The organism is Corynebacterium sp. c3Ub_189 (assembly GCF_039907195.1).
Classification (GTDB): Bacteria; Actinomycetota; Actinomycetes; order Mycobacteriales; family Mycobacteriaceae; genus Corynebacterium.
This window is the reverse complement of record NZ_JASBOF010000012.1, coordinates 63,872-87,731: the sequence shown is the minus strand read 5'-3', so window position 1 is coordinate 87,731 and position 23,860 is coordinate 63,872. Positions and strand designations below refer to the sequence as shown.

The window sequence follows — 23,860 nt, the reverse complement described above, 5'->3', positions numbered from 1 at the left end:
AATTCGCTGGGGCGCATGTCGTTGCTCGCTTAATTGAGTAAGCGGCTCATTACAGTGCTAGTCCATCTTGTCCAGGATGTCGCCGGTGTTTTGCGCAATGCGCACGTTAGCCACCATAGCTTCCAGGAATAGCCTGATGGCAACCATGATTGCGTAGTAGATGACAGTGCAAAGTACCGCCAGGAAGATGAACGCAAAGATGCTTCCGAAGATGGCGGACGCGGAATCTTCCTGAATGCCATAAATGCCCATGCCGGTGGCGAACAAGAAGGCACCGAGGAGGTGAAGGATCCACATGATGCCACCAAGAATCATGGCAACCTTGTAGATTTCCTTCACGTGGGTGAGTGTCAGGAAGTGCTTGAACTCGAACTCAAAGAGACCGCCCAATAGGCCGTCTTTCTTGCCCAAGCCCTTGAGGGCGTCACTCATCTGGCTCTTCTTATCGCCAAGCGTCTGGCCGGAATCGGCAGGAGCATCGCTAGCCTGGGGGAACTGTCCGAATCCCTGGCTCGTACCCTGCTGTTGGGTGTAACCGCCGAAAACCGGCTGATCGCTAGCGGACTGGGCAGACCCGAATTGGTTGCCGTTCGCAGCAGCGTCCGACGACGAATCAGTAAATGGATTATGCGCACGGGAGGCAGCGCCTTCGCTTGGGGTGGAGGACTTCGAGGAGGCCCAGAAGTCAGAGGAGCTGTCCTCCGCGCTCGGCTGCGGGGAAGAAAGGTCACTCGATTTTCCAGGCTCACCAGGCTTATCGGTGTGGCCGAAAGACTTCGTCTCTTTGGCATCGGTAGGTCCGAATTCCTTGGTCTCATTCACCTCGGAGGCACCGGTGCCTTCGGTGCTTTTCGCAGCGTCCTCGGCGTGGTGACGCGGGGTCTCGGAAAAATCGCGCGGAGAAAAATCCTTCGGAAACCCGTCGGAGTTGAAATCATTATCAGCCATAATCTGGTCCTTAGAAAATGCTTTAGGGGATGGTAGGAAAATGCCCCACGGTCACCCGTGGGGCCACTTGGCAGAATACAGCGTGCGCTAGGCGTTCGCGTCCTGAACGCGACGAATCGCCTCGGCGGCAACCTTTTCTTGGATGCCCATGTCTAGCTCGGAGGTGAAGCCAACACAGGAACAGTTGATCTCACCGAGGACATAGGTGTCGGTGCCATCGGGGGCATCATCAAGCATGAAGTCCGCGGTCCAAATCAGCGGAACATCCTTGGTATCGCCGAGCTTCTCTGCGATAACGGGGCGAGCCTTCTTAAACATCTCGAGCAACTCCGGCCAAGATTCCGGCTTATCGTAGGTGTACTTTGCGCCGGAGAAGAGCGTGGCAGAGAAGTTGTCGCCGCCTTCCGCTGGCTTCTTGTGCACGATGAATACCGGCTCATCGCCCACGAGGAGAATACGGATTTCACCTTCCACAATGCGCGGCATAAAGCGCATGTCCACCAGCATGCCGTTATCGCCCTCAATGTACTGGTCACAGAAGTCCATGAAGGCGTCCAGCTTGTAGTCATGGGTCTGATTGTCTACTGCCTCGGTGCACTTCAGGGCGGTGTCGAGCGGGAGCGCGGTGCCCGGTTCTACGGACTGGGCAAGCTCCTGATCCGCGAGGCGCACGCGCCAGATGCCCTCACCGGTGGAACCGCGGTTTTGCTTGAGCACCCGCTCACCATAAGACAGCGAGGTGGGGAAAGTGCTATGCAGCTCTTCTACCTCGTAGTACGCGGCGGTATCTTCCGGTACCAGCGGGGTGTCAATGAGCTTGACCAGTGCATCTTTGGCGCCGTAGGCCATCATGTCCGCCGGGGTGGACATACCTACCAGGCCGGCATCGGCCAACTTGGTGAGCAATTCGAAATAGCCCTTCTCACCACCGGGGATATTGCCTGGGTTCACGCGAGAGATATAAGCATCAAAGTTTTCAGAAACCTGGGCGTAGATCTCTTCCGCGTTGTCTGGGTGGAAGTAGATAACCTTCGCATCCCAGCCCTGTTCCTTGATTGCGTTGACGATCGGCATGGTGTCCTTACGGTGACCGTCTGCGCCTTTATCGGAGCCGCCCTCTACCTCAAATACAACGATTGCCTTGTGCACTAGCAGTTCCCTTCTTAGGTGGTGTTCATAGCACGTTGTCGCACCATATCCGGAGTTTATCCCAGCTTTTTCTCCCCCGCGCGGCCAACTGCCCCCTCTGTCTAACCCCGCCGGCCAGCGACCCTATTTCCCCGGCCGAGCCCTGTATCGCACGCCACAGGCATGATCCCCGAGTGATCACCACGGGAAAATTCGGGTTAAAGTGGTGGGAGCGAAATACTAACCCTTATAGGAAAGGCAGGCGGACAGTGGCTGACGTTGATCCCTATCCCCCATTTCAGGAATACGCACACCCCGAGCGCCTCGTGTCTGCACCGTGGCTGTCCGCACGCCTAGGTATCAAGGGCTTGCGTGTCATCGAGGTCGATGAAGACTCGCTCCTCTATGACATTGGCCATATCCCCACCGCCACCCGCATCAACTTCCGCACGGAACTATTGAGCCCACTTACTCGCGATTTCATCGATGGCAAAGAGTTCACTGCCTTGATGCGGGACAAGGGCATTAATGCCGACGATACGATTGTCCTTTATGGCGATAAGTCCAACTGGTGGGCTGCCTACGCCCTGTGGGTATTTACCCTCTTTGGCCACAAAGATGTTCGCCTGCTCGATGGTGGCCGCAATGCCTGGATGGCCGAAGAACGCGATACTTCCTTCATGGTGCCGGACTTCCCCGTATCCGAATACCCCGAGGTAAGCCGCGATGATTCCGTCCTGCGTGCCTTCGTAGACCAGGTGCGCGAGTCCGAAGGAGCGCTCGTGGATACCCGCTCCCCAGAGGAGTTTGCGGGCGAGGCTACCGAGCACGATCCCAATGGCGATTCCGCCTACGGCACCACCATGCGCCACGGCCACATCCCGGGCGCCATTAACCTCGAGTGGGACCGTTCCAACTATCCCAACTCCTGCTTCCGTTCGGCCGAGGAGCTCAAGGTCAACTACGGCATGCTGGAGCCTGAATCTGCAACGATCCTCTACTCCCACGTGGGCGCGCAGGCCGCGCACACCTGGTTTGTGTTGACGCATCTTTTGGGATTCACAAAGACGCAGGTCTACGATGGTTCGTGGTCTGAGTGGGGCAATATGGTGAAAATGCCGATTGAGCGTTAACTTTTCGGTTTCGCCACATAAACCCATATCCGGCATGGATGTGGGTTTATTTTTGTTCAGAAACATCCCCACTCGCGTGCGTGAAAATTAACTCATGCTTTTGTGTGCAAGAATAGATTGCGTATTCAACCTAATGTGTTCAGGAGGTTGCTGCCGTGGCAGTAGAAACCAAAAAGATCTCTAAGGTTCTCGTGGCGAACCGCGGTGAGATCGCCGTTCGCGTGATCCGCGCGGCCCGCGACGCTGGCATTGCCTCCGTCGCCGTCTACGCCGAGCCAGACGCCCAGGCACCTTTTGCCTCGCTTGCCGACGAAGCCTTTGCCCTCGGCGGCACCACTCCCGCCGAGTCCTACCTCGTCTTTGACAAGATTCTGGACGCCGCAGAAAAGTCCGGCGCCGATGCCATCCACCCCGGCTATGGCTTCTTGTCTGAAAACGCCGACTTTGCCCAGGCCGTCATCGACGCCGGCCTGACCTGGATCGGCCCCTCCCCCGAGTCCATCCGTGATTTGGGCGATAAGGTCACCGCACGGCACATCGCCGAGCGCGCCGAAGCCCCCATGGCCCCAGGCACCAAGGATCCGGTAGCCGGCGCCGATGAGGTGCAGTCCTTCGCCATGGAATATGGCCTGCCTGTGGCCATCAAGGCTGCCTTTGGCGGCGGCGGCCGCGGCATGAAGGTGGCGTACTCCGCAGAGGAAATCCCGGAGCTCTTTGAATCCGCTACCCGTGAGGCAACCTCCGCCTTTGGTCGCGGCGAGTGCTTCGTAGAGCGCTACCTGGATCGGGCGCGCCACGTCGAGGCCCAGGTACTGGCGGATAAGCACGGCAACATAGTGGTCGTCGGCACGCGCGATTGCTCCTTGCAGCGCCGCTTCCAAAAGCTGGTCGAAGAAGCCCCGGCTCCTTTCCTCACTGAGGAGCAGCGCGCCTCCATCCACGAATCCGCCAAGCGCATCTGCCGCGAGGCCGGCTACTACGGCGCCGGCACCGTGGAATACCTGGTAGGCGCCGATGGCCTCATTTCCTTCCTAGAGGTCAATACCCGCCTGCAGGTGGAGCACCCAGTTTCCGAGGAAACCACCGGCCTCGATCTCGTACGCGAGCAGTTCCGTATTGCTGAGGGCCACGAGCTCTCGTTGAAGGAAGACCCCACCCCGCGTGGCCATGCCTTCGAGTTCCGCATCAACGGCGAGGATGCCGCGGCAAACTTCATGCCGGCCCCTGGCACCATCGTGAAGTACTCCGAGCCAGCGGGTCCGGGCGTGCGCGTTGATTCCGGCGTCGTCCAGGGCTCCGTCATTGGCGGCCAATTCGATTCCATGCTGGCCAAGCTCATCGTCTGGGGCCCAGACCGCGAGACCGCGCTGCGTCGCTCCGCCCGCGCCCTGTCCGAGTACACGGTGGAGGGCCTGCCCACCGTCATCCCGTTTGACCAGGCTGTCGTTGCTGACCCCGCCTTCGCTGCAGAAGACGGCAACTTCGGCGTCTACACCAAGTGGATCGAAGAGGAATGGGATAACCAGCTGCCCGCCCACGATGAGTCCACCGATGCCGAAGCCGCCGACGCAGAGCCTTCCCAGGTGCACACCGTGGAAATCGACGGCCGCCGCATCGAGGTTGCCCTCCCCGCCTCCTTCGGCGCCAACGGCACCCCACGCAAAAAGAAGAAGCGTAAGGGCTCCGGCGCCAAGGCCGCAGTGTCCGGCGATGCCGTTACCTCTCCGATGCAGGGCACGGTCATCAAGGTCAACGTCGAAGAAGGCCAAGAGGTCACCGAGGGCGAGGTTCTCCTCGTGCTCGAGGCCATGAAGATGGAAAACCCCGTCAAGGCACATAAGGCCGGAACCGTAACCGGTCTTGCCGTGGAAGCAGGCGCTTCTACCACTAAGGGCAGCGTACTGCTGGAAATCAAGTAGCCTGCCCCGCTAGCCTTGGAAGAATGACTGATTCTTCCCTCGGCGTGCGCTTGGCCAAGGAAGAGGACCGCGATTATCTTGCGGGCCTCTTCCCTTCTTCTATCGCGGACTGGTCCCCCATTGTGGACGGCGGGGTCATCGCCCTGCCCATGGCCGCCAACGAGGACCCTACCGTTGCTCCCCGCGGCGCCGCGCTCCTGCGCTACTACCCCGCCGCCGACAAAAGCCCAGCTTTCTTGGGCGATCCCTCGGCGCACCCGCTTGACGACGCCACCTGGCTCACCCCCTTCGATCCCGAAGACATTCCCGAGCTCATCGTCTCCAGCGATGACCCCGCCGCCCGCGAATTGCTTATTGCCAACGCCATCGACCTCGCGGCCGAGCAGACTGCCCCCGGCATCTCTTCTGCCACGGCCCTGCCCGGATTCGAGGAACTCGCACCCGGCAAGTTCTTCCGCCGCTTCTAGCTCGCCCCTAGGTCCGTCCGCCCTCCTGCTAACCTAGCTACGATGCTGAAAATAGATGCAACTTACGGACATTCCACCGCTTTGGGGCACCTGAATCGCACCTTCGACGCCGGGCGCGTATACGGCTTGAAGGGTCCCAATGGTGCGGGTAAATCTACGCTGCTGCAGACCTTGAGCGGCGAAATTGCCCCACTGAAAGGCACCGTCTCCATCGACGGTGCCGCACCCGGCAGCGCTGAGGCCGCCGGATCCGTCATCGCAGTCGCGGACCCGGTCTTCTTGCCCGACCTCACCGTCGGAGAGCACTTCACCCTGCTTTCGCGCCGCTCCGGCGTAGACTTTGCCGAGGTCCATGAGCTCTGGGCCATCGACGACGCCATCCTAAACTCCGCGGTCAGCGACCTTTCTTCGGGCCAGCGTCAGCGCGTCTACCTCGCCGCCCAGCTCTATCAGCCGACCAAGGCCCTGCTTATCGACGAACCCGAGCGCCACCTTGACCACACCTGGACCGCCTTCTTGGCCGAGGAGCTGCGCCACCTCGCCGACGAAGGCCGTTGTGTAGTGCTGGCCTCCCACTCCCCGGCCATCTTCGATGCCTGTGATGAAGTGGTGGAGATTTCATGAAGCTTTTATCCCACGCCTCTTCAGCTATCTATTACGCCTTCATCGCGGCGCTCATCGCGAGCGTCAGTGTCTACGCTTGGCAGAATGCCGCCGAGGTTTTACCCTCGCTCGCGCAGCGCACTGCCGCGTCCCTGCCCGCCACCGCGACCATCGGCGCTGCGTTCGGCTCCCTCGCCCTCATCGTTCTCCTCGAGGCGCTCTATCCGCTGCGCAGCCTTTCCCTGAGCCGGTGGGTCTATGTGGATAGGCCGCGGGGGCGTATGCGGGGCGTCGATAAGCTGTCCATTGCCCAGCTCGCCGGCGTGAGCCTCCTCGGCCTAGCCCTGTGCACGTCGCTGCGCCTTCCGTTCTATGCGGCGATGGCCCTCCCCTTGCTGCGCCTAGCGCTCGGCTGGCGTTCCTTCGACCTCGCCTCACTTCTTCGCGCGGGCCGCACCCGTGCCGTCGGCTCCTCCTCCATAGGGCTCTTGGATTCTGAGGTTTCTGCCGATGCCATCGCCTCCCAATCGGCCCGCCTGCGCCCCAGCTCGCACGCCACAACATCGCTCGGCCGCCTCTTTTTCCGGCGCCTATACCGCCGCTGGTACATTCCGCTCGGCGCGGTCGCCGTGGTGGGCCTAACCCTAGGACTAGCACCGCAGCTTGGCAGCCTTGCGCTCATTGGATTCTCTGGCGCATGGACCATCGTCGGCGCCGCCACCGGCCGCGCCGCATCCTTCGGCCGCATCATCGACGGAGCCTGGCCCGACTGGGGACTTCCCCTGACCGCGACAGCCGGTGCCGCCGTTCTCGGTACCGCCTTCGTCGCCGCCGTGTGGAAGCTGCCTGTACTCGTACTCGCCGCGTGCTGTTTAGGACTTACCTACGCCGCTTTTAAGCGCTCCCGCCCAGCGCGCGTAACCACGATGAATATCATCGACACCGGTGGCTTCGGCGCTTCATTCTCCCCCGAAGTCTTCGGTTACTTCCTGCGCGGTGGCTACGGCATTGCGACCATAGCTGTGGCCCTCTTCATCTAGTCACCCTGCACTTTCCCCAGGTACGTCACTGCATTACATGCACATACCTGGGGATTTCTTTTTGACATTATTCTGTATTACTTCACATAACACAGTTTGTGTTACTATAAGTAATACAGAACAAAGATAGGAGGTGACAGATGTTTATTAACCTCAACCCCGATTCGGATGTCCCTGTCTTCCAACAAATCCACGATGAATTAGTACTGGCCATAGCTCGCGGCCAGCTCTCTGATGGTGACAAGCTAGACCCCGTCCGCCGCGTCGCCAAAGACATAGGCATCAACCCGGCCACCGTGAAGAAGGCGTACGACCTCTTGGTTTCTGACGGCCTCGTAGAAACCGCCGGCCGCTCCGGCTCCATCGTCAGACCCGGCGCTCACACTGAGGCTCAAGAAAGACAACTAGCTGAGCAATTAGGCCGCGTAGTCGCGCTCGCTCGTGCCCAAGGCTTTAGCCCAGATGAGCTCCACACCCACCTCAGCTCCACTCTTAAACACTTGGAAGTATCGTCATGATTTTCGCCCTCTTAATGGCCGTCACAACTCTCGCAATTACTTGGATTATGGCCCAAACGCCCTCCCTTGCCTCGCCCGGCACACCGCTCGGTGTGCGCGTGCCAAAGGACTACCTTTCCGATAGTGCAGTTACCTCTGCGCTTGCTGGATACAAGGTCCGTACTTGGGGCTCCGGCATCGCGGCAACAATTCTGTCCCTCTTTGCCTGGAAATTGCCACTACTCGCCGCCGTACCGTCCCTCTTGGTGACGCTCGGCGGCTTGTGGGCTTACATCTCTCAACGCCGCCGCATCATCGCGGCGAAAAAGGCCGGCGATTGGTTCGACGAGGTCGAAACCACCATCGCTGCTCGTGTTTCCACCACCGCCAATGGCACACCCGAATTCGAAGGCATCCCCACGCCGACTTTTCCGTGGGTAACAATGCTCGCCTCCCTATTGTGCATCGCGGCCGGTGCCATCATCGTCGCTTCCCACTGGTCGGATATTCCTGACCCCGTTCCAGTGCACTGGAATTCTTCCATGGAGGCGGATAATTGGAGCGAAAAGAATATCGGCAGCGTATTTTCTATCTCCTTCATCGCCTTAGGAATGCTCTTGCTTTTCGCCATCATCTGCTCTTTTATCGCACATAGTGAGGTATCCCCACGTTCAGAACGCAGCATTAAAGCTCGACTGCGCAATGAAGCCAACCTCGCCTTCACAAACACCGGAATGGGAGTTCTCACCCTGCTCGTGTGTGCCGGCATGGCCTTCCTGCAAGTAACCGGCCCTGTACCGCAATTTCAGCGGTTTAACGGCGCCGCCGTTATCACGATGTTGGTTCTTACCATCGGTGGCAGCATCGGACTGGTTGCATTTCTTCTCTCCAAACAATCTCAATTATCCGAGCAACTGCGTGGAATTCGCTTTCCCGATGAAGACAAAGAATCACCGGACAATGACCATCTCTATAAATGGGGCGTGATGTACTACAACCCAGAGGATCCGGCGGTACTAGTGGATAAGCGCTTCGGCACAGGCGTGTCGTTTAACTTCGCCCGCTGGCAGGCCAAGGCATTTTTCGCCATCACACTTCTGGTTCTAGTCGGCTCAATAGCGCTGCCTTTAATACTCAGCTAAAAATTTTGGCATTCAGGCTAAATCACGATTTTCGTCCATACAAACCACCGATTTCGTCGACGGTTTTGGTCATTTATATGGACGAAAATCGCGAAAAGCCACCCGCAGACAGCACAGCGCCCCGCTTCCTAAAGGATTGCGCGAAGGAAGCGGGGCGCTGGCGTGCGTCAGTTAGTTGATGACGGCGATGAGGTCGCCGCCTTCCACCTTGGTGGCCTGGCCGATGGCCACGCGCTCGACCACACCATCCTTGGTGGCAGAGATGGAGGCTTCCATCTTCATCGCCTCGATGACGGCAATTTGATCGCCGGCCTTAACCTCGTCGCCAGGCTTGGCGGTGGGGTTGACCACACCAGCAAATGGTGCGGCGACGTGGCCCTCGTTGGAGGGGTCGGCCTTTTCTACGGTAGCGACCGTGGATTCGGCGTTCTCGTCGCGCACCTTCATCGGGCGGATCTGGCCGTTGACGTTGAGAACCACGTTACGCATGCCCTTTTCGTCCGGCTCACCCACGGCGTCGAGACGCACTACGACCTGCTTGAGGTCGGCGCGATCGGTGGAGTCCTCTGGGAAGTAGTGGACGACCTTTTCTTCGCCTTCGGTAAGACCATAGAAAAAGGTGGTATCCGTCAGTGCCTCGGTGTTGCCGTACTTGCGGCGGAACTCGTTGAATTCCTCGAACTGCTTCGGGAATAGCAGGCGGTTCAGGCTGGCGCGGCGCTCATCCGAGTTATCGGATTCCAGATGCGGTTGCTCTTCCGCAGGAACCTCGCTCACCTTGGCACCGGTTTCCTCGCGGCCATCGAGCACCTTATCGCGCAGCTCCGGCCAACCGCCTGGAGGGGTACCGAGCTGGCCGCGGAGGAATTGGTTGACCGAGTCCGGAATATCGAACTTGGTGGGGTTAGCAGCGAAGTCCGCAGGGTCTACGCCGGCACCGACAAGGTGTAGGGCGAGGTCGCCCACAACCTTGGAGGATGGGGTGACCTTGGTCGGACGGCCCAGCATCTCATTGACTGCTGCATAGGTGTCCTCGATGACCTCGAAGCGGTCCGCCAAACCGAGGGCAACAGCTTGGGCACGCAGGTTGGACAGCTGGCCGCCCGGAATCTCGTGCTTGTACACGCGACCGGTCGGGCCAGGGATACCGTTCTCAAACGGCGCGTAGAGCTGGCGGACGGCTTCCCAATAGGGCTCGAGATCCGATACGGCCTGCAGGTCGATGCCGGTATCGCGCTTGGACTGGGAGAACGCTGCAATAAGGGCGGACAGCGACGGCTGCGAGGTGGTACCAGCCAGCGGCGCGGAGGCGCCGTCGACGATGTCGGCACCGGACAAGGCGGCCGCATAGTAGGTTGCCATCTGGCCGCCCGCGGTATCGTGCGTGTGGACGTGCACCGGCAGGTCGAATTCCTTGCGCAGCGCCATAACCAGCTTGGAAGCGGCCTCAGGGCGGAGCAGACCGGCCATATCCTTGATGGCAAGGATATGGGCTCCGGACTCTACAATCTGCTCGGCCAGCTTGAGGTAGTAATCCAGCGTGTACAGGTTCTCCTTCGGCGAGGAAAGGTCACCGGAGTACGCCATGGCCACCTCAGCCACGGTGGTATTGGTCTCGAGTACGGCATCGATGGCGGGGCGCATCTGGGAGACGTCGTTAAGAGCATCAAAGATGCGGAAGACGTCCACGCCGGACTTGGCTGCTTCCTGGACAAAGCCGCGGCAGACCGAGTCTGGGTACGGGGTATAGCCCACAGTATTGCGTCCGCGCAGGAGCATCTGGATGTTCTGGTTCGGCATAGCCTCGCGCAGCATGTCCAAGCGGACCCATGGGTCCTCGTGAAGGAAGCGCATGGCGACGTCATAAGTTGCACCACCCCATGCCTCGACCGAGAACAGGTTCGGGGTCATGCGGGCTACGGCTTCGGCTGCAGAAACCAGGGCGGTACTACGCACGCGGGTAGCCAGCAGGGACTGGTGGGCGTCGCGGAAGGTGGTATCCGTAACCATCAGCGCATTCTGCTGACGGATCTTCTCCGCCCACTTTTGCGGACCAAACTCGAGCAGGTCATCTCGGGAACCGCGCGGGAGCGGCTCGGAAAGGTCCAGCTCGGGGAGCTTATCAAAGGGGCGCAGTGCCGTAGGGCGAACACCGTTGGGCTTATTAACGGTGGTTTCCGCGATGTACTCGAGGATTCGACCAGACTCATCGACTGCCGGCGGAGCCTTGAGCAGATGCGGGTGTGCATTGATGAATCCGGTGTCCACGCGGGTCTGGGTGAAGTCTGGCTCGCGCAGCAGGGCGCGCAGGAAGCCGATATTGGTGGCCACGCCGGAGACGGTGAACTCGTTGAGCGCACGCTGGGCGCGCTGCACGGCCTGCTCGAAAGTGACGCCGCGGCAGGTCATCTTCACCAGCAGGGAGTCGAAGTTCGGCGATACTTCTGCGCCCACGGAGGTTGCACCATCCAAGCGCACGCCAGCGCCGCCCGGCGAACGATACGCAGTCAGCGTGCCGGTATCCGGACGGAAACCGTTATTAGGGTCCTCGGTGGTAATGCGGCACTGCAGAGCAGACCCGGTGATGGAAATCTTGTCTTGGGCGAGCTGAATATCTTCCAGCGAAGCGCCGGCCGCGATATTCATCTGGGCCTTGACGATATCTACGCCGGTGATTTCCTCGGTCACGGTGTGCTCCACCTGCACACGCGGGTTCATCTCAATGAAGACGTGATTGCCGCGCTCATCGACGAGGAATTCCACGGTGCCCGCGCCCTCGTAATTAATGTGCTCACAGAACTTCACCGCATCCTGGCAGATGCGGTCACGCAGCTCGGAATCCAGCGACGGCGCCGGCGCAATCTCGACCACCTTCTGGTGGCGGCGCTGCACCGAGCAGTCACGCTCGAAGAGGTGCACCACATTGCCCTGGCTATCAGCCAGAATTTGTACCTCGATGTGCTGCGGTTTGATGACCGCGGTCTCCAAGTACACGCTGCCGTCACCGAACGCCGCCTCCGCCTCGCGCGAGGCCTCGGCCGCCTTTTCGCGCAGCTGATCCTCGGATTCCACGAAGCGCATGCCGCGCCCGCCGCCACCGGCGACAGCCTTAACGAAGACAGGGAAGTTAAAGTCCTTGGAGTATTCGACCAGCTTATCGACGTCCGTCGATGGCTCCGAGTCCTGCAACGTCGGCAGCCCAGCTTCCTTCGCCGCACTAACCGCAGCCGCCTTATCGCCGGTGAGATCCAAGGTCGCTGGGGTTGGGCCAATGAACTTAATGCCATTGCCCTCACACGCACGGGCTAAATCTGCGCGCTCCGAAAGGAATCCGTAGCCGGGGTAAATGGCATCCGCTTCGGCCTTCTTGGCGGCGCGGATAATCTCATCAATGTCCAAATACGCCTTGACCGGCTGCCCCTCGGCGCCGATGCGGACGGCTTCATCCGCGAAGGCGCGGTGGAAGGAGTTTCGGTCTTCGCGAGGATAGACCGCGACGGTCTTTGCCCCGGTCTCAAAGGCAGCGCGGAATGCACGCACGGCGATTTCGCCACGGTTGGCTACCAGAATCTTTTTGAACGATGGAAGCGCGGGATTAGCCACTTCTGTGTTCCTTTCAACTCGGAAGGTACTGCGATACAGCACCTCCTCTTGGGTGATCCGTATCTCAGTTTAGAGATCGAAACCTTCCTTGTCTGCCCATTTTCAAGCGGAGTTTGCCACACTATCCAGCGCTTAAACCGTTGAACGGGTGGTTTCTGCAGCCCGACCAGTAATAACAGGGTTAGCTATTCTGTAAATCTTGCAAATTTTTACCTCAACAAAATATGCAGCGGGGACACCTGCGCACCCAAGTAAACCGTTGTTGACCAAACGCCTCCCCGGCTATATGGTTACCCACATAGGTGGTAAACCCATACACCAGGGAAGGAATCACATGTCGCATGCACGAGAGGCCGCACCATGAGCGATACTCGGCCTATTTATCAACAGCTGGCAGGAGGAATCAGAGACATGATTATTTCCGGCGAACTCCCCGAGGGAGAACGCGCCCCCAGTACCAATGAGCTTTCGGCTTTCCATTCCGTCAACCCCACTACCTCCGCAAAGGCACTAACCGTCCTCTTCGAGGAAGGTCTGCTGGAAAAGCGACGCGGCCTGGGCATGTTTGTGCGTGAAGGCGCGCGCGACAAGGTACGCCACCAACGCCAAGAGGCGCTCAGGGAAGACTTCATCGTGCCCCTCCTCAAGGAAGGAGCCGCGCTGGGCTTAAGCGCCAGCGATATCGCCGACCTCATCGAAGCCGAAGGAGACCATCATGACGCACCTTAAGATGCACAATGTCAGCTGCAAGCGCCGCCTGCACGTGCCACACCTGGAGTTTACCGCCGGCATGTATGGGCTTATCGGCCCCAATGGCGCCGGCAAGACCACGCTCCTGCGCGCGATAGCGGGATTCCTCCCTACCAAGGGCAGCATCGACACCCCACAGGTGGCGATTGCGCGCACCGGCGCCGATATTTCGCTCTCCGGTTCCACCGTGGCCCAGCACCTGCGCGCCGCACAGCATGTGCGCGAGGGTTTCGACGTGGGGTATGCGGAGGAGCTGTTGGATAAGGTGGGCGTCGACAAGCGCAGCAAGAACCGCTCTTTAAGCACCGGCCAGCGCCAACTAGTTGCCTGCGCCACTGCCCTGGCTGCGCGCACGCCGGTCACCCTCCTCGATGAGCCTTTCAATGGCCTGGACGCGCCAACGCGCACGCGCCTGCGCGAGCTCATCATCGCCCACGCCTCCGGCACCCCGGACTGGCTGCTGGTGCTTTCTTCTCACCGCGCCGAAGACCTCGTCGGCCTAGTTGACCAAGTCATTACCGTGCACGACGGCACGGTCAATAAACCCACCGAGCTGGAATCCCAGCGGCCGCACTACCCAGTGCTCACGGGCAGCACCAAAGACGTCGAGCAAGCACTCGCGCTTGCCGACGCCCTCCCACTCCACCAATCCTCGCTTGGCTCGACCACCAAAGTTAATGCTTGGTCCCCGGTGCCGTTTCCGGACGATACCGTGGACGCCACCCAAATCACCGTCTCCTACCTTGACGACGGCCAGCTCATTGATTCCCTTGTTTCCCGCGCCCATGAATCCACCCGCACCTCACAAGAGGAGTCCTAGCCATGAAACTGCTTAAGACCTTTAATCTCAACGCCACAAAGACCTTTATCGCCGTTTGCATTATCGTCGCATTGCTGTGGAGCGTGCCTTATTTCCTGCCCACCGACCCAACAACGATTAGCGCTAACCCTGCTGGCTGGGGAATTCTCGCCGTATTCATTTGGGGCCTCTACTGCGCCTTCACCGCAACTGAATACCGGGCCCTTCGTGGACTGGGAATGCGCCCACAGCAGTGGCTGATGAGCATGCACGCGACCCTATGGCTAGCCGCGTTCGTATTCGGCGCCATTGCTTGGCTGACATTTTATGTCGCGCTACGCGCTGGCGTAGACATGTACTCGTCGTGGGTTATCTCTCCTGGCAGTTCCGGTCTCAGGCCTCTCTTCGCTCGAGTCGCGACCTTGGGAAGCTTTATTTGCGGTCACCTACTTACCGGATACATCGGCACGTTCATCGGCTTAGTGGTCAGTAGCGCCAAACAACGTTCTCTGTTCACACGGTTCTTGCTTATTGTTGGCATTCTTGTCGGCTTCTATGCAGCAGCACTCCTGCTGGGAATTCTTATTGATAGCCTGGGGACGGTCCACATCGGCGCCCCTTGGCCGGGTTTATTCTTCTTCTCTGCTTTGACTGTCATCGTTTTCTCACTGGTGATGCATCAGTTAGCGCGGCGAGTCCAGCCTTAGACTATCCGTGGAAAACGGCTACTCCCCCCACCCCGAGAATGAAAATTGTCTCTGGAGGAGGGGGGAGCTTGTGAGCTTTAGAAGGACTTCGGCGGGACCGAACGCTGCTCCTCGCCGTTATAAGCGGATAACGGGCGGATAAGCGAGTTATTCTCGTTCTGCTCTACGATGTGCGCAGTCCAACCGGTAATGCGGGCCATCACAAAGATTGGCGTGAAGAATTCAATGTCAAAGCCCAGGATGTGATAGGCAGGTCCAGCCGGGAAGTCGAGGTTGGGTTTGATCTTGATGGAGGTGTTTTCCTCCATCGTCTTGGCCATGATGTCGTACATCTCAACCCACTGGGTCTGGTCGTGTTGTTCGGCCAGCTCCTTAAACGCTGCCTCCATGGTGGGAACTCGGGAATCGCCGTTTTTGTAAACGCGGTGGCCAAAGCCCATGACCAGTTCCTTGTTGGCCAGCTTCTTCTTGGTCCACTCTTCGGCCTTGGCAGGATCGCCAACCTCCAGGAAGTTCTTCATAACTGCCTCGTTGGCACCGCCATGCAATGGCCCCTTGAGAGCGCCGATGGCCGCAACAATGGCGGAATACGTATCGGACATAGTGGAGGTCACCACGCGGGCGGCGAAGGTGGAGGCGTTAAAAGAGTGCTCAGCGTAGAGAATGAGGGACTTATCAAAGGCCTCGATATCGGCGCGGTTGGTAGCTGGGGAGCCTTCCTCATCACCGAAGACCATCCACAGGAAGTTCTCCGCAAAGCCCTTCTTGCGAGAAGGTTGGATGTAGCCTTCACCGCGGCGGCGTCGGATATCGAGAGCAATGATCGTGGGAATCTTGGCCATTAGCTCAAGCGCGGTACGACGGATATGTTCAGAGTCCTTGGTATATTCCTCTGGGTCTTGGGAACCGATATAGGAAATGGCGGTACGCAGAACGTCCATTGGGTGGCACGACAGCGGCATGGACATAATGAGGTCAATGACATGGCGCTCCAAGTGGCGCAGGGCTTTCTCGCGGGCAGAGAAACGGATGAGGGATTCCTGCCCCGGTAGCTTGCCGTTCCACAGCAGATAAGCCACTTCCTCGAAGGAGCAATAGCGGGCAAGCTCTTGGACGGGATAGCCGCGGTAGGTCAGTGAGTTGGTCTCAGGGACGACCTTGGACACGGCAGTCTCATCGACGACGACGCCATACAGGCCCTTGCGGATTTCGGGGGTCTGGTTCTTATCGGACATGGTGGGAATTCTCCTTAGCTTTCGAAGGTTGGTCGGTAGGTGTCTTTGGAATAGGTGAATACGGATTGGTCGAAGTCGTTGTATTCCTCGTAGCGCACCAGCTCATAAAGGCGGGAACGGTGTTGCATGCGCTCGAGCCAGTCGGTTTGCAAGCCGGTTTCATGCATATCCCGCAGGAAATCTTCGGTGGCGCCCATAGCCACGCGGAAGGTGGAGACAGGCCAGATGACTGCGTTATAGCCGAGGTCTTCTAGCTGTTGCGCCGAAAGCAACTCGGTCTTGCCGAATTCGGTCATATTTGCCAGCAACGGGGTGTCAACAGCGGCGCGGAATTTTTCAAAGTCTGCTGGCTGGTACAACGCCTCAGTGAAGATAAGGTCCGCACCAGCATCGGCGTAAGCCTTTGCACGGTCGATGGCGTCATCGATGCCATTGACTCCTGCGGCATCGGTGCGGGCACAAACAATGAAGTTAGGGTCGCGCCGCTCGTTGACCGCGGCGCTAATACGGCGGAGCATAATATCTGTGTCCACCACTTCTTTGCCGTCGAGGTGGCCGCAGCGCTTCGGGTTGACCTGGTCTTCAAGGTGGCATCCGGCCAGGCCCGCGTCTTCGAGTGCGGCTATGGTGCGGGCGGCGGACATGGGTTCGCCGAAGCCCGTGTCGGCGTCGACAAGCACGGGCAGGGCCGTCGCGCGGGCAATCTGGCCCGAGCGCTGTGCTACCTCAGTCAAGGTGGTCAGGCCAATATCGGGAAGGCCCAAATCATTGGCCAGCACCGCGCCGGAGACATAAACTCCGCCGAAACCACCGATATCCTGAATTAAGCGCGCGGTCAGGGGATTGAACGCGCCTGGCAATCGGGTAATGGTGCCGGATTCAAGGTCGGCGCGGAATTGCTGGCGCTTTTCCGCGGGAGTTTTCAAAGAGCCAAATAGTCCAGCCATTAGAAGAGTCCTTCCGGTTTCTGGGGTGCGGCGGCGAGGTGAGCATCGGTCACCCGCACGTTTAACTCGGTAAGGTCAGTGAGATTTTCCAAGTTTTGGACGGCGTTGAGGAAGCGCTCTTGTTCGGCCTCGTCCACGATGCCGTTTGCGAGTTTTCTGAACTTCTCTATGTATTGCTCGCGCGCAAAGGGTCGGGCACCAAGCGGGTGGGCGTCAGCAACGGCGCGCTCATCTTCTACCACCGTGCCGTCTTTGAAAGTGATCACAGCCTTGCCACCAAAGGCCTTTTCAGAAAGGTCGTTGGAGTGATAACGGCGGGTCCACTCGGGGTCCTCGACGGTGGAAATCTTGTGCCAAAGTTCGATGGTCTCCGGGCGGTTGGCACGCTCGGGAGCATAAGAAGCCTCGTGGTCCCACTCGCCGTCCTCAAGGGCGACGGCAAAGATGTACATGATGGAATGATCCAGCGTCTCCCGGGAAGCAGAGGGATCCATCTTTTGCGGATCATTGGCACCGGTACCGATGACATAGTGCGTGTGGTGCGAGGTATGCAGAACGATGGACTCGATATCCGCTGTCCTCAGTCCCCTTTCTGCCAGGGTTTTCTTCAATGCAAAGGCCATATCGATGGGAGCTTGGGCCTGGTATTCGGCCGAGTGTTCCTTGGTGTAGGTATCCAAGATGGCTCGTTTTGGCTCGCCGTCCTCCGGCAGCGGGACGGAGTAAGTGCGCTCCGGCGAGTGCAGCATCCACGCGATGAATCCATCCTCGCCTTCCCAGATGGGCGCCGGTGCGCCCTCGCCACGCATCGCCCGGTCGACGGCCTCAATGGCCATTTTTCCCGCGAAGGCTGGGGCATAGGCCTTCCAGGAAGAAATCAGTCCCTTGCGGGATTGGCGGGTGGCGGTCGTGGTGTGCAACGCCTGACCCACCGCCTGGTAGATCGTGTCCCTATCCAAACCGAGCATGGTACCGATGCCGGCGGCCACGGAGGGCCCGAGGTGCGCTACATGGTCAATCTTGTGCTCGTGCAGGCAAATTCCCTTAACGAGGTTGACCTGGATTTCATAGCCGGTAGCGATGCCGCGGATAAGATCACGGCCGCTAAGGCCCTTGTGCTGCGCGGTAGCAAGAAGCGGCGGAATATTGTCCCCTGGGTGCGAGTATTCAGCGGCGAGGAAGGTGTCGTGATAGTCCAGCTCACGGACCGCTGTGCCGTTGGCTAGGGCGGCCCATTCGGCCGAGTAGGCTCCATCCACACCAAATACAGTGGAACCTCCCTCGCTTACCGGGTGTGCCTGCGCCATGGTGCGGGCGGAGGTTACAGGCCCCCGTGCCACGGAGGCCATAGCCACAGCTGCGTTGTCGATAATGCGGTTAATAATCATGTCGGTGGTCTCAGCTGGGACCTCTACGGGGTCCGCGGCCACTTCTGCCACCTTGTATGCCAAGTGTTCCTCATAGGGAAATTCCTCGGCGGATTTATGGGTGCGTACCTCGTGCTTCTTCACTAGATGGGTCCTCCTTCACTCTGCGGTGCGTCTCACATCACACTAAATGCTTGAATGTGCTCTGCGCTATAAGTAGGGTGTGTGTAATCTAGCGGAACGATTCAGTGGAATCTGCAAACCTTGTGGTTTCTTCTGTTCACGGCGGCGAAAGGTGGCCGAACTAGCGATGACCAAGCATTATGCGGGGGCACGAATCCATGCACTGCGCAAGCAGCGGGGGCTAACACAGGTAGCGATGGCCAAACAGTTGGGACTATCAACCAGCTACCTCAACCAGCTCGAAAACGATCAACGCCCGCTTACCGTCACCGTGCTCATGCAGCTGACCCAGCGCTTCAATGTGGATCCCGGATATTTCGCAGACGACCGCGATACGCGCACCATCACCGACCTGCGCCGCATCTTTCCCGACGCTGCCGAAGACTCCTTGGCCGACCTAGCCTCGCGCTTTCCGGAGCTCATGCCCCGTTTCGTCGACGTCGCCACCCGCGCCCCAGCGCGGGAGCGCTCCCCTTTTGAGCTTGTCCGTGATTTTTTCTACGACGCCCATAACTACATCCACGAGCTCGATGTCCTAGCTGAAGAGCTCGCCGGCCAGCTCGGTGACCGGGTGCTACGCCGTGGCCGTTTAGCGTCCCGCATGCACGAGGACCTCGGCGTTACCGTCCGCTTTTCCCGGCCGGGGCCACGCCGCGACTTCGATCCAGACACCCGGGAGCTTGCGCTTCGTGACGGCCTTTCCGAAGCCCAATTGGTCTTTGAAATGGCGCTCCAATACTGCCTGCTCGCCTACCGCGATGTCTGCGATAACCTCGTCTCCGAGCTTCCTGCCGGCGAGGCGCAAGAACTAGCTACCTTAGGGCTCGCACAGTACTTCGCGGCCGCGGTCACCATGCCCTATCAACCGTTCCTGTCGATGGCTGAGAAGACCCGCTACGATATCGACCTTTTGTGCAACTACTTTGGCACCGGTTTCGAAACCACCGCACAACGCCTGGCCACCCTCCAGCGCCCAGGCCTTACCGGCGTGCCCTTTTCCTTCATCCGCACCGACCGCGCTGGGAATATCTCCAAGCGCCAATCCTCCACCGCCTTCCACTTCGCCCGCTCGGGCGGGTCATGCCCATTATGGGTAGTCCACCGCGCCTTTGAGACGCCCAATCGCATCACCCGCCAGGTAGCCGCCATGCCAGACGGTCACGTCTACCTGTGGATAGGTCGCTTTGTGCAAGGAACCGCACAATCTTGGGGAACCCCTCGTAAAGAGTTCGCCGTGGGCTTAGGCTGCGATATCTCTGAGGCCGACCGCATTGTCTACGCCGATGCGCTTAATTTAGACGTATCCGCCGCCACCCCTATCGGCCCTGGTTGTACCGCTTGCCCGCGCGAGCATTGCCCCCAGCGTGCTCTTCCTCAAGCGGATCGCGCCATCCAGGTTTCACTCAATCGCACCGCCGAGCATTCTTACTCCACCTTTTAGCGGCGCATGAAAAAGCGCCCGATCTCGACTGCTTATCGAGTGCGGGCGCGAAGAGAGGAATTGGTTTCGTTTACTCCAGATCGTCGTGGGCAACGAGGCGTCGTGCAGCCTCGGTGATGGTGCCCGACAGGGACGGGTATACGGCGAAGGAATCGGCCAGCTGGTTCACGGTGAGCTGGTTCGTCACGGCCATGGCAATGGGCAGAATGAGCTCGGAGGCGGTCGGCGCAACGATGACGCCACCGATAACGCGGCCAGAGGTGGCGCGGCAGAAGAGCTTGACAAAGCCGTGCTGCAGGGAACGCATCTTGGCTCGCGGGTTGGTATTGAGCGGCATGGTGATGGTGCGGGCGGCGACTTCGCCGGCCTCAATCTCTGCCTGGGTGAAACCGACGGCGGCGATTTCCGGACGGGTGAAGACGGCGTTGGCCACGGTCTTCAGGCGCAGCGGGGAAACGCCCTCACCCAGTGCGTGGTACATGGCTACGCGGCCCTGCATTGCGGCGACGGACGCCAATGGGAAGAGGTCAGAGCAGTCGCCAGCGGCGTAGATGCCGGCAATATTGGTGCGGGAGACGCGGTCGACCTGAATGTGGCCGGACTTGGCGGTTTCCACGCCGACATTCTCCAGCTTGAGGTCCTGGGTATTCGGGACAGAGCCGATGGACATGATGACGTGGGAGCCGGTGATTTCGCGGCCGTCCTGCGTGGTGACCAGGACGTTGCCATCCTCGGTGCGGTTGACGGTTTCCACGCGGCAGTTCTTTTCCAGTTCCACGCCGCGCTCGCTCAGCACGGTCTCGAGGACGTCGGCCGCATCGGCGTCGTCATGCGGCAAAATACGGTCGCGGGAGGCAACCATAGTGACCTTCACACCCAGCTCTGCAAAGGCGGAGACGAACTCGGCACCGGTGACGCCGGAACCGACGACGATGAGGTGCTCCGGCAGCTCAGTGAGGTTGTAGACCTGCTGCCAGGTAAGGATGCGCTCGCCATCCGGCTGAGCGCCGGGGAGAATGCGAGGGGTGGCGCCGGTGGCTACCAAGACAAGATCTGCGTTAATGGTTTCCTCGTGGCCGTCCTCGTTGAATACCGCGGTGACCTTGTGGCCGCCAAAGGCATCGGCTTCCTGATCCTCTGGGAAGTAGCCGCGGCCGTCAATAACGCGGGCGCCTAGGGATTCCACCGTGGCGCGGATATCGGAGGACTGCTTGCTTGCCAGGTCCTGCACACGCTTATTCAGAGCGGTCAGGGAGAGGTGGGCCTGGCCAATGCCTTCGTTGAGCTTCATATCCTCGGCGCGGCGCAAGTCGGTCTTGATATTAGCGCCGGCGATGAAGGACTTGGAAGGAACGCAGTCCAAGATAACGCTGTTACCGCCCATGCCTTGGTCTTCAATAATGGTGATTTCTGCACCATACTTGGCGCCTGCCAATGCGGCTTCATAGCCTGCCGGGCCACCGCCGATGATGACAATTCGCTTGGTCTGGTTCAACACGCACTTGCTCCTTTATCAGCTCCACTTTAAAAGTCGCTTACGAGTCTAACGTGTAGGACCTTAAAGCGCGTTAGTCTGTCTCCGCATTCTCCCCAATGAACTGCTCAACCACGGCGCCGAAGAGCTTGATGCCCACACCTATGGCCCGCTCATCCACGATGAGATCGCCCATATGCAGGTCATGCTGCTCGCCCTCGCCGGACCAGCAGCCAAGCCGCGCCATGGAACCGGGGACCTTTTCTAGGTACCAGGAAAAGTCCTCGCCGCCGGAGGATTGCGGGGCTTGCACGACGGCCTGCGGATCGATGGATTGGGCTGCGGAGGCAAGCAGGGCGGTTGCGACGTCGTCGTTAAGCACCGGCGGAACGCCGCGGTTATAGGTCAGCTCATGTTCTACGCCTACCGGCGCAAGGATTTGATCCACCAGCTCGGTAAAGAGGCTTTGCATATCGCGCCAGATGCCAATATCCGCCGTGCGCATGGTGCCGGTCAAGCTGCCGGTCTCCGGAATGGCATTGGGCGCATAGCCGGAATTGACCTGGCCAAAAACCAAAACGGTGCCGGTGCGTGGGTCAACGCGGCGCGAAAGCAGCGCGGGCAGTTCAGTGATGACCTTGCCCAGGGCATAGACGACATCGGCCGACAGGTGCGGCCGGGAGGTATGCCCGCCTGGGCCCTTGATATTGAGCTCCACCACGTCGGTAGCAGAAGTGATCGCCCCGGCGCGGATACCGATGCGCCCCACGCGCAGCTTGGGCTCGGCGTGGATGGCAAAAATGGAATGCACGCCCTCCAGCGCGCCCCATTCAATGACGTCGGTCGCACCGCCGACCCATACCTCTTCGGCCGGCTGGAAGATGACGCGAATGCCCAGCGGCAGGTCGTGGACGCGCTGGAAATCCGCCAATGCACAGGCCAGACCGAGCGCCACGGTGGTGTGCACGTCGTGGCCGCAGGCATGCATCTTTCCGGGAACTTCGGAGGTATATTCCAGCCCGGTGACCTCGGTGACCGGCAGGGCGTCGATATCGGCGCGGAAGGCCAGCCGGCCTAGCTCCGTATCGGGGCCTATGTCTACCATGAGGCCGGTCTGTGGGAAGCGCTGTGGCTCCAAGCCATAGTCCTGCAGGATAGAGGCTAGGAAGTTGGTGGTTTCCACCTCTTGGTTCGCGGTTTCCGGGTGGCGGTGGATATGGCGCCGCCACGCGATGACCTCCGCACGGTGGGCATTGAACCACTCGTTGATGAATTCCGAGATCATCCGCGTGCCTTCCCTGTCGTTGAAATACGTCTGGGTGCAAAGTCTACAACTAGACCATGCGGTTCAGTAACTCAGGTGGTGATGCGGGGTGCGCTAGTTCAGGGCGCCGTTCCACGTGGCGGCAAACCGACGCCGGTCCACATAGCCTTGCGGGAAAGGCGCGACGTCCTCGGCGACGGCCACCGCGGAATCGGTCAAATGTCCTTCCACCACGTCCCCACCGGCCGGCAGCAGCACCGCCGGCGGGATTTCTAGAGCCAAGGCCAGCTTATATACCGTAGACAGCTGCGGATCGGCCATGGCGTGCATGCCATTTTCGTTGCGCTCCAGATTGGAAATTTGGCTGCGCGATACCCCAGAAATCTCCGCCAGCGCCTGTTGCGAAATCCCCCGACGCTGTCGCACCCGCCGCAATTGTTGCGAAAATCCGTGGCCGTAGCTCGACCACATTAGATGAATGAAACTCATATTCTCCCCCTGGAAAGTGCGGTCGCCTTTCCAGGGAGAAGATTACCTTAAAGGTCGATATTGCGCGGACCGTAGAGGCGGTCACCAGCATCGCCCAAGCCCGGCACGATATAAGCATCCTCGTTGAGCGAAGGATCGATAGCGGCGGTGACTAGGCGCACCGGCAGATCGGATTCAGCCAGCGCATCCACACCCGGCTGCGCCGAGACCATGCAGATGGCGGTGATATCGGTGGCGCCGCGGCCAGCGAGCAGGCGCAATGCGTGCAGCAGGGAACCACCGGTGGCCAGCATTGGATCCACCACGAACACCGTACGGCCGGTCAGGTCCTCCGGCAATGCCTCCAGGTACGGCACCGGCTCGTGCGTCTCTTCGTTGCGGGCCATGCCAATGAAGCCGACCTGCGCATCCGGAATCATAGACAGGGCCGGGTCCACCATGCCCAGCCCGGCGCGGATGATCGGCACGATGATGGGCGGGTCCTGCAGGCGGGTTCCCTGTGCGGTAGAAACCGGGGTGGCGCAGTCGAAGTTCTCCACGGCAAGGTCGCGGGATGCTTCATAGACAAGCATGGCGCCCAAGTCTTTCAGGGCGGCGCGGAAAGCGGAGTTATCGCTGCGCGCATCGCGCATGAGGGTAAGGCGGGAGGCGGCAAGCGGGTGGTCTACTACGTGGATGTCCATGACCACCACTTTAAACTTTTTGGGAACCAAATGGGCCATCG

At 59.7% G+C, this 23,860-nt stretch carries 21 protein-coding genes; 11 read left to right on the top strand and 10 right to left on the bottom strand.

Translation table 11 applies throughout. The features are described 5' to 3' along the window. Nucleotides 1-57: 57 nt before the first annotated feature. The gene (locus tag QKD99_RS07530; RefSeq protein WP_347951136.1) at nucleotides 58-948 is read right to left on the bottom strand and encodes a DUF4282 domain-containing protein; all 891 of its coding nucleotides are present in this window, start codon (nucleotides 946-948) and stop codon (nucleotides 58-60) included. A gap of 87 nt (nucleotides 949-1,035) precedes the next feature. Continuing rightward, the gene (locus QKD99_RS07525) at nucleotides 1,036-2,097 is read right to left on the bottom strand and encodes a Cj0069 family protein (protein WP_347951135.1); all 1,062 of its coding nucleotides are present in this window, start codon (nucleotides 2,095-2,097) and stop codon (nucleotides 1,036-1,038) included. Nucleotides 2,098-2,345: 248 nt separating this feature from the next. Here QKD99_RS07525 and QKD99_RS07520 point away from each other — a divergent pair, with 248 nt between their 5' ends. From QKD99_RS07520 to QKD99_RS07490, 7 genes are all read left to right on the top strand, one after another. Beyond that, nucleotides 2,346-3,209 (top strand): sulfurtransferase, encoded by an 864-nt coding sequence (locus tag QKD99_RS07520; protein ID WP_005322559.1) that lies wholly within the window; start codon nucleotides 2,346-2,348, stop codon nucleotides 3,207-3,209. A gap of 155 nt (nucleotides 3,210-3,364) precedes the next feature. Beyond that, complete coding sequence (locus QKD99_RS07515) at nucleotides 3,365-5,128, top strand: acetyl/propionyl/methylcrotonyl-CoA carboxylase subunit alpha (RefSeq protein ID WP_347951134.1); 1,764 nt, start codon at nucleotides 3,365-3,367, stop codon at nucleotides 5,126-5,128. A 23-nt stretch (nucleotides 5,129-5,151) separates the two neighbouring features. Further along, nucleotides 5,152-5,595 (top strand): hypothetical protein, encoded by a 444-nt coding sequence (locus QKD99_RS07510; RefSeq protein ID WP_347951133.1) that lies wholly within the window; start codon nucleotides 5,152-5,154, stop codon nucleotides 5,593-5,595. A 42-nt stretch (nucleotides 5,596-5,637) separates the two neighbouring features. After that, nucleotides 5,638-6,219, top strand: coding sequence for an ATP-binding cassette domain-containing protein (locus tag QKD99_RS07505; protein WP_284844580.1), 582 nt, complete (start codon nucleotides 5,638-5,640; stop codon nucleotides 6,217-6,219). After that, complete coding sequence (locus QKD99_RS07500; RefSeq protein ID WP_347951132.1) at nucleotides 6,216-7,238, top strand: ABC transporter permease; 1,023 nt, start codon at nucleotides 6,216-6,218, stop codon at nucleotides 7,236-7,238. The genes QKD99_RS07505 and QKD99_RS07500 overlap by 4 nt, the downstream gene beginning before the upstream one ends. 140 nt (nucleotides 7,239-7,378) lie before the next feature. After that, nucleotides 7,379-7,756, top strand: coding sequence for a GntR family transcriptional regulator (locus QKD99_RS07495; protein WP_179387448.1), 378 nt, complete (start codon nucleotides 7,379-7,381; stop codon nucleotides 7,754-7,756). Between the two features lie 14 nt (nucleotides 7,757-7,770). Continuing rightward, nucleotides 7,771-8,877 (top strand): DUF5808 domain-containing protein, encoded by a 1,107-nt coding sequence (locus tag QKD99_RS07490; RefSeq protein WP_347951131.1) that lies wholly within the window; start codon nucleotides 7,771-7,773, stop codon nucleotides 8,875-8,877. A gap of 171 nt (nucleotides 8,878-9,048) precedes the next feature. Here the strand turns inward: QKD99_RS07490 and QKD99_RS07485 are convergent, their stop codons facing one another. Then, nucleotides 9,049-12,480 carry a pyruvate carboxylase gene (locus tag QKD99_RS07485; RefSeq protein ID WP_347951130.1) on the bottom strand — a complete coding sequence of 1,144 codons (3,432 nt, stop codon included), beginning with the start codon at nucleotides 12,478-12,480 and terminating at the stop codon, nucleotides 9,049-9,051. Nucleotides 12,481-12,840: 360 nt separating this feature from the next. Between QKD99_RS07485 and QKD99_RS07480 the strand changes: the two genes are divergently transcribed. Genes QKD99_RS07480 through QKD99_RS07470 form a run of 3 tightly spaced genes read left to right on the top strand, consistent with a single transcriptional unit; the run spans nucleotide 12,841 to nucleotide 14,736 of the window. After that, nucleotides 12,841-13,209, top strand: a complete 369-nt coding sequence (locus QKD99_RS07480; RefSeq protein ID WP_284767849.1) for a GntR family transcriptional regulator — start codon at nucleotides 12,841-12,843, stop codon at nucleotides 13,207-13,209. Then, nucleotides 13,196-14,050 (top strand): ATP-binding cassette domain-containing protein, encoded by an 855-nt coding sequence (locus QKD99_RS07475; protein ID WP_347951129.1) that lies wholly within the window; start codon nucleotides 13,196-13,198, stop codon nucleotides 14,048-14,050. Before QKD99_RS07480 ends, QKD99_RS07475 begins: the two co-directional genes overlap by 14 nt. 2 nt (nucleotides 14,051-14,052) lie before the next feature. Next, nucleotides 14,053-14,736: a transglycosylase gene (locus QKD99_RS07470; RefSeq protein ID WP_347951128.1), complete on the top strand. Its 684-nt coding sequence runs from the start codon at nucleotides 14,053-14,055 to the stop codon at nucleotides 14,734-14,736. A gap of 77 nt (nucleotides 14,737-14,813) precedes the next feature. Here the strand turns inward: QKD99_RS07470 and QKD99_RS07465 are convergent, their stop codons facing one another. Genes QKD99_RS07465 through prpD form a run of 3 tightly spaced genes read right to left on the bottom strand, consistent with a single transcriptional unit; the run spans nucleotide 14,814 to nucleotide 18,429 of the window. Further along, nucleotides 14,814-15,971, bottom strand: a complete 1,158-nt coding sequence (locus tag QKD99_RS07465) for a bifunctional 2-methylcitrate synthase/citrate synthase (RefSeq protein ID WP_347951127.1) — start codon at nucleotides 15,969-15,971, stop codon at nucleotides 14,814-14,816. 14 nt (nucleotides 15,972-15,985) lie between these two features. Continuing rightward, nucleotides 15,986-16,918 (bottom strand): methylisocitrate lyase, encoded by a 933-nt coding sequence (gene prpB, locus QKD99_RS07460; protein WP_347951126.1) that lies wholly within the window; start codon nucleotides 16,916-16,918, stop codon nucleotides 15,986-15,988. Beyond that, complete coding sequence (prpD, locus tag QKD99_RS07455) at nucleotides 16,918-18,429, bottom strand: 2-methylcitrate dehydratase PrpD (RefSeq protein ID WP_284815267.1); 1,512 nt, start codon at nucleotides 18,427-18,429, stop codon at nucleotides 16,918-16,920. Before prpD ends, prpB begins: the two co-directional genes overlap by 1 nt. A gap of 166 nt (nucleotides 18,430-18,595) precedes the next feature. On the opposite strand from prpD, the gene QKD99_RS07450 reads away from it, so the two are divergent. Further along, nucleotides 18,596-19,909, top strand: a complete 1,314-nt coding sequence (locus tag QKD99_RS07450; RefSeq protein WP_347951125.1) for a short-chain fatty acyl-CoA regulator family protein — start codon at nucleotides 18,596-18,598, stop codon at nucleotides 19,907-19,909. Between the two features lie 70 nt (nucleotides 19,910-19,979). Here QKD99_RS07450 and QKD99_RS07445 read toward each other — a convergent pair whose 3' ends face one another. The 4 genes from QKD99_RS07445 to upp form a co-directional block, all read right to left on the bottom strand. Next, nucleotides 19,980-21,407 (bottom strand): NAD(P)H-quinone dehydrogenase, encoded by a 1,428-nt coding sequence (locus tag QKD99_RS07445; protein WP_225745899.1) that lies wholly within the window; start codon nucleotides 21,405-21,407, stop codon nucleotides 19,980-19,982. Between the two features lie 70 nt (nucleotides 21,408-21,477). After that, nucleotides 21,478-22,668, bottom strand: coding sequence for a M20 family metallopeptidase (locus QKD99_RS07440; RefSeq protein ID WP_086587867.1), 1,191 nt, complete (start codon nucleotides 22,666-22,668; stop codon nucleotides 21,478-21,480). Between the two features lie 93 nt (nucleotides 22,669-22,761). Continuing rightward, nucleotides 22,762-23,136 carry a helix-turn-helix transcriptional regulator gene (locus QKD99_RS07435; RefSeq protein ID WP_225745900.1) on the bottom strand — a complete coding sequence of 125 codons (375 nt, stop codon included), beginning with the start codon at nucleotides 23,134-23,136 and terminating at the stop codon, nucleotides 22,762-22,764. Nucleotides 23,137-23,183: 47 nt separating this feature from the next. Beyond that, a complete protein-coding gene (upp, locus tag QKD99_RS07430) occupies nucleotides 23,184-23,819 on the bottom strand; it encodes a uracil phosphoribosyltransferase (protein WP_049378022.1) in 636 nt (211 codons plus the stop codon). Nucleotides 23,820-23,860 lie beyond the last annotated feature (41 nt).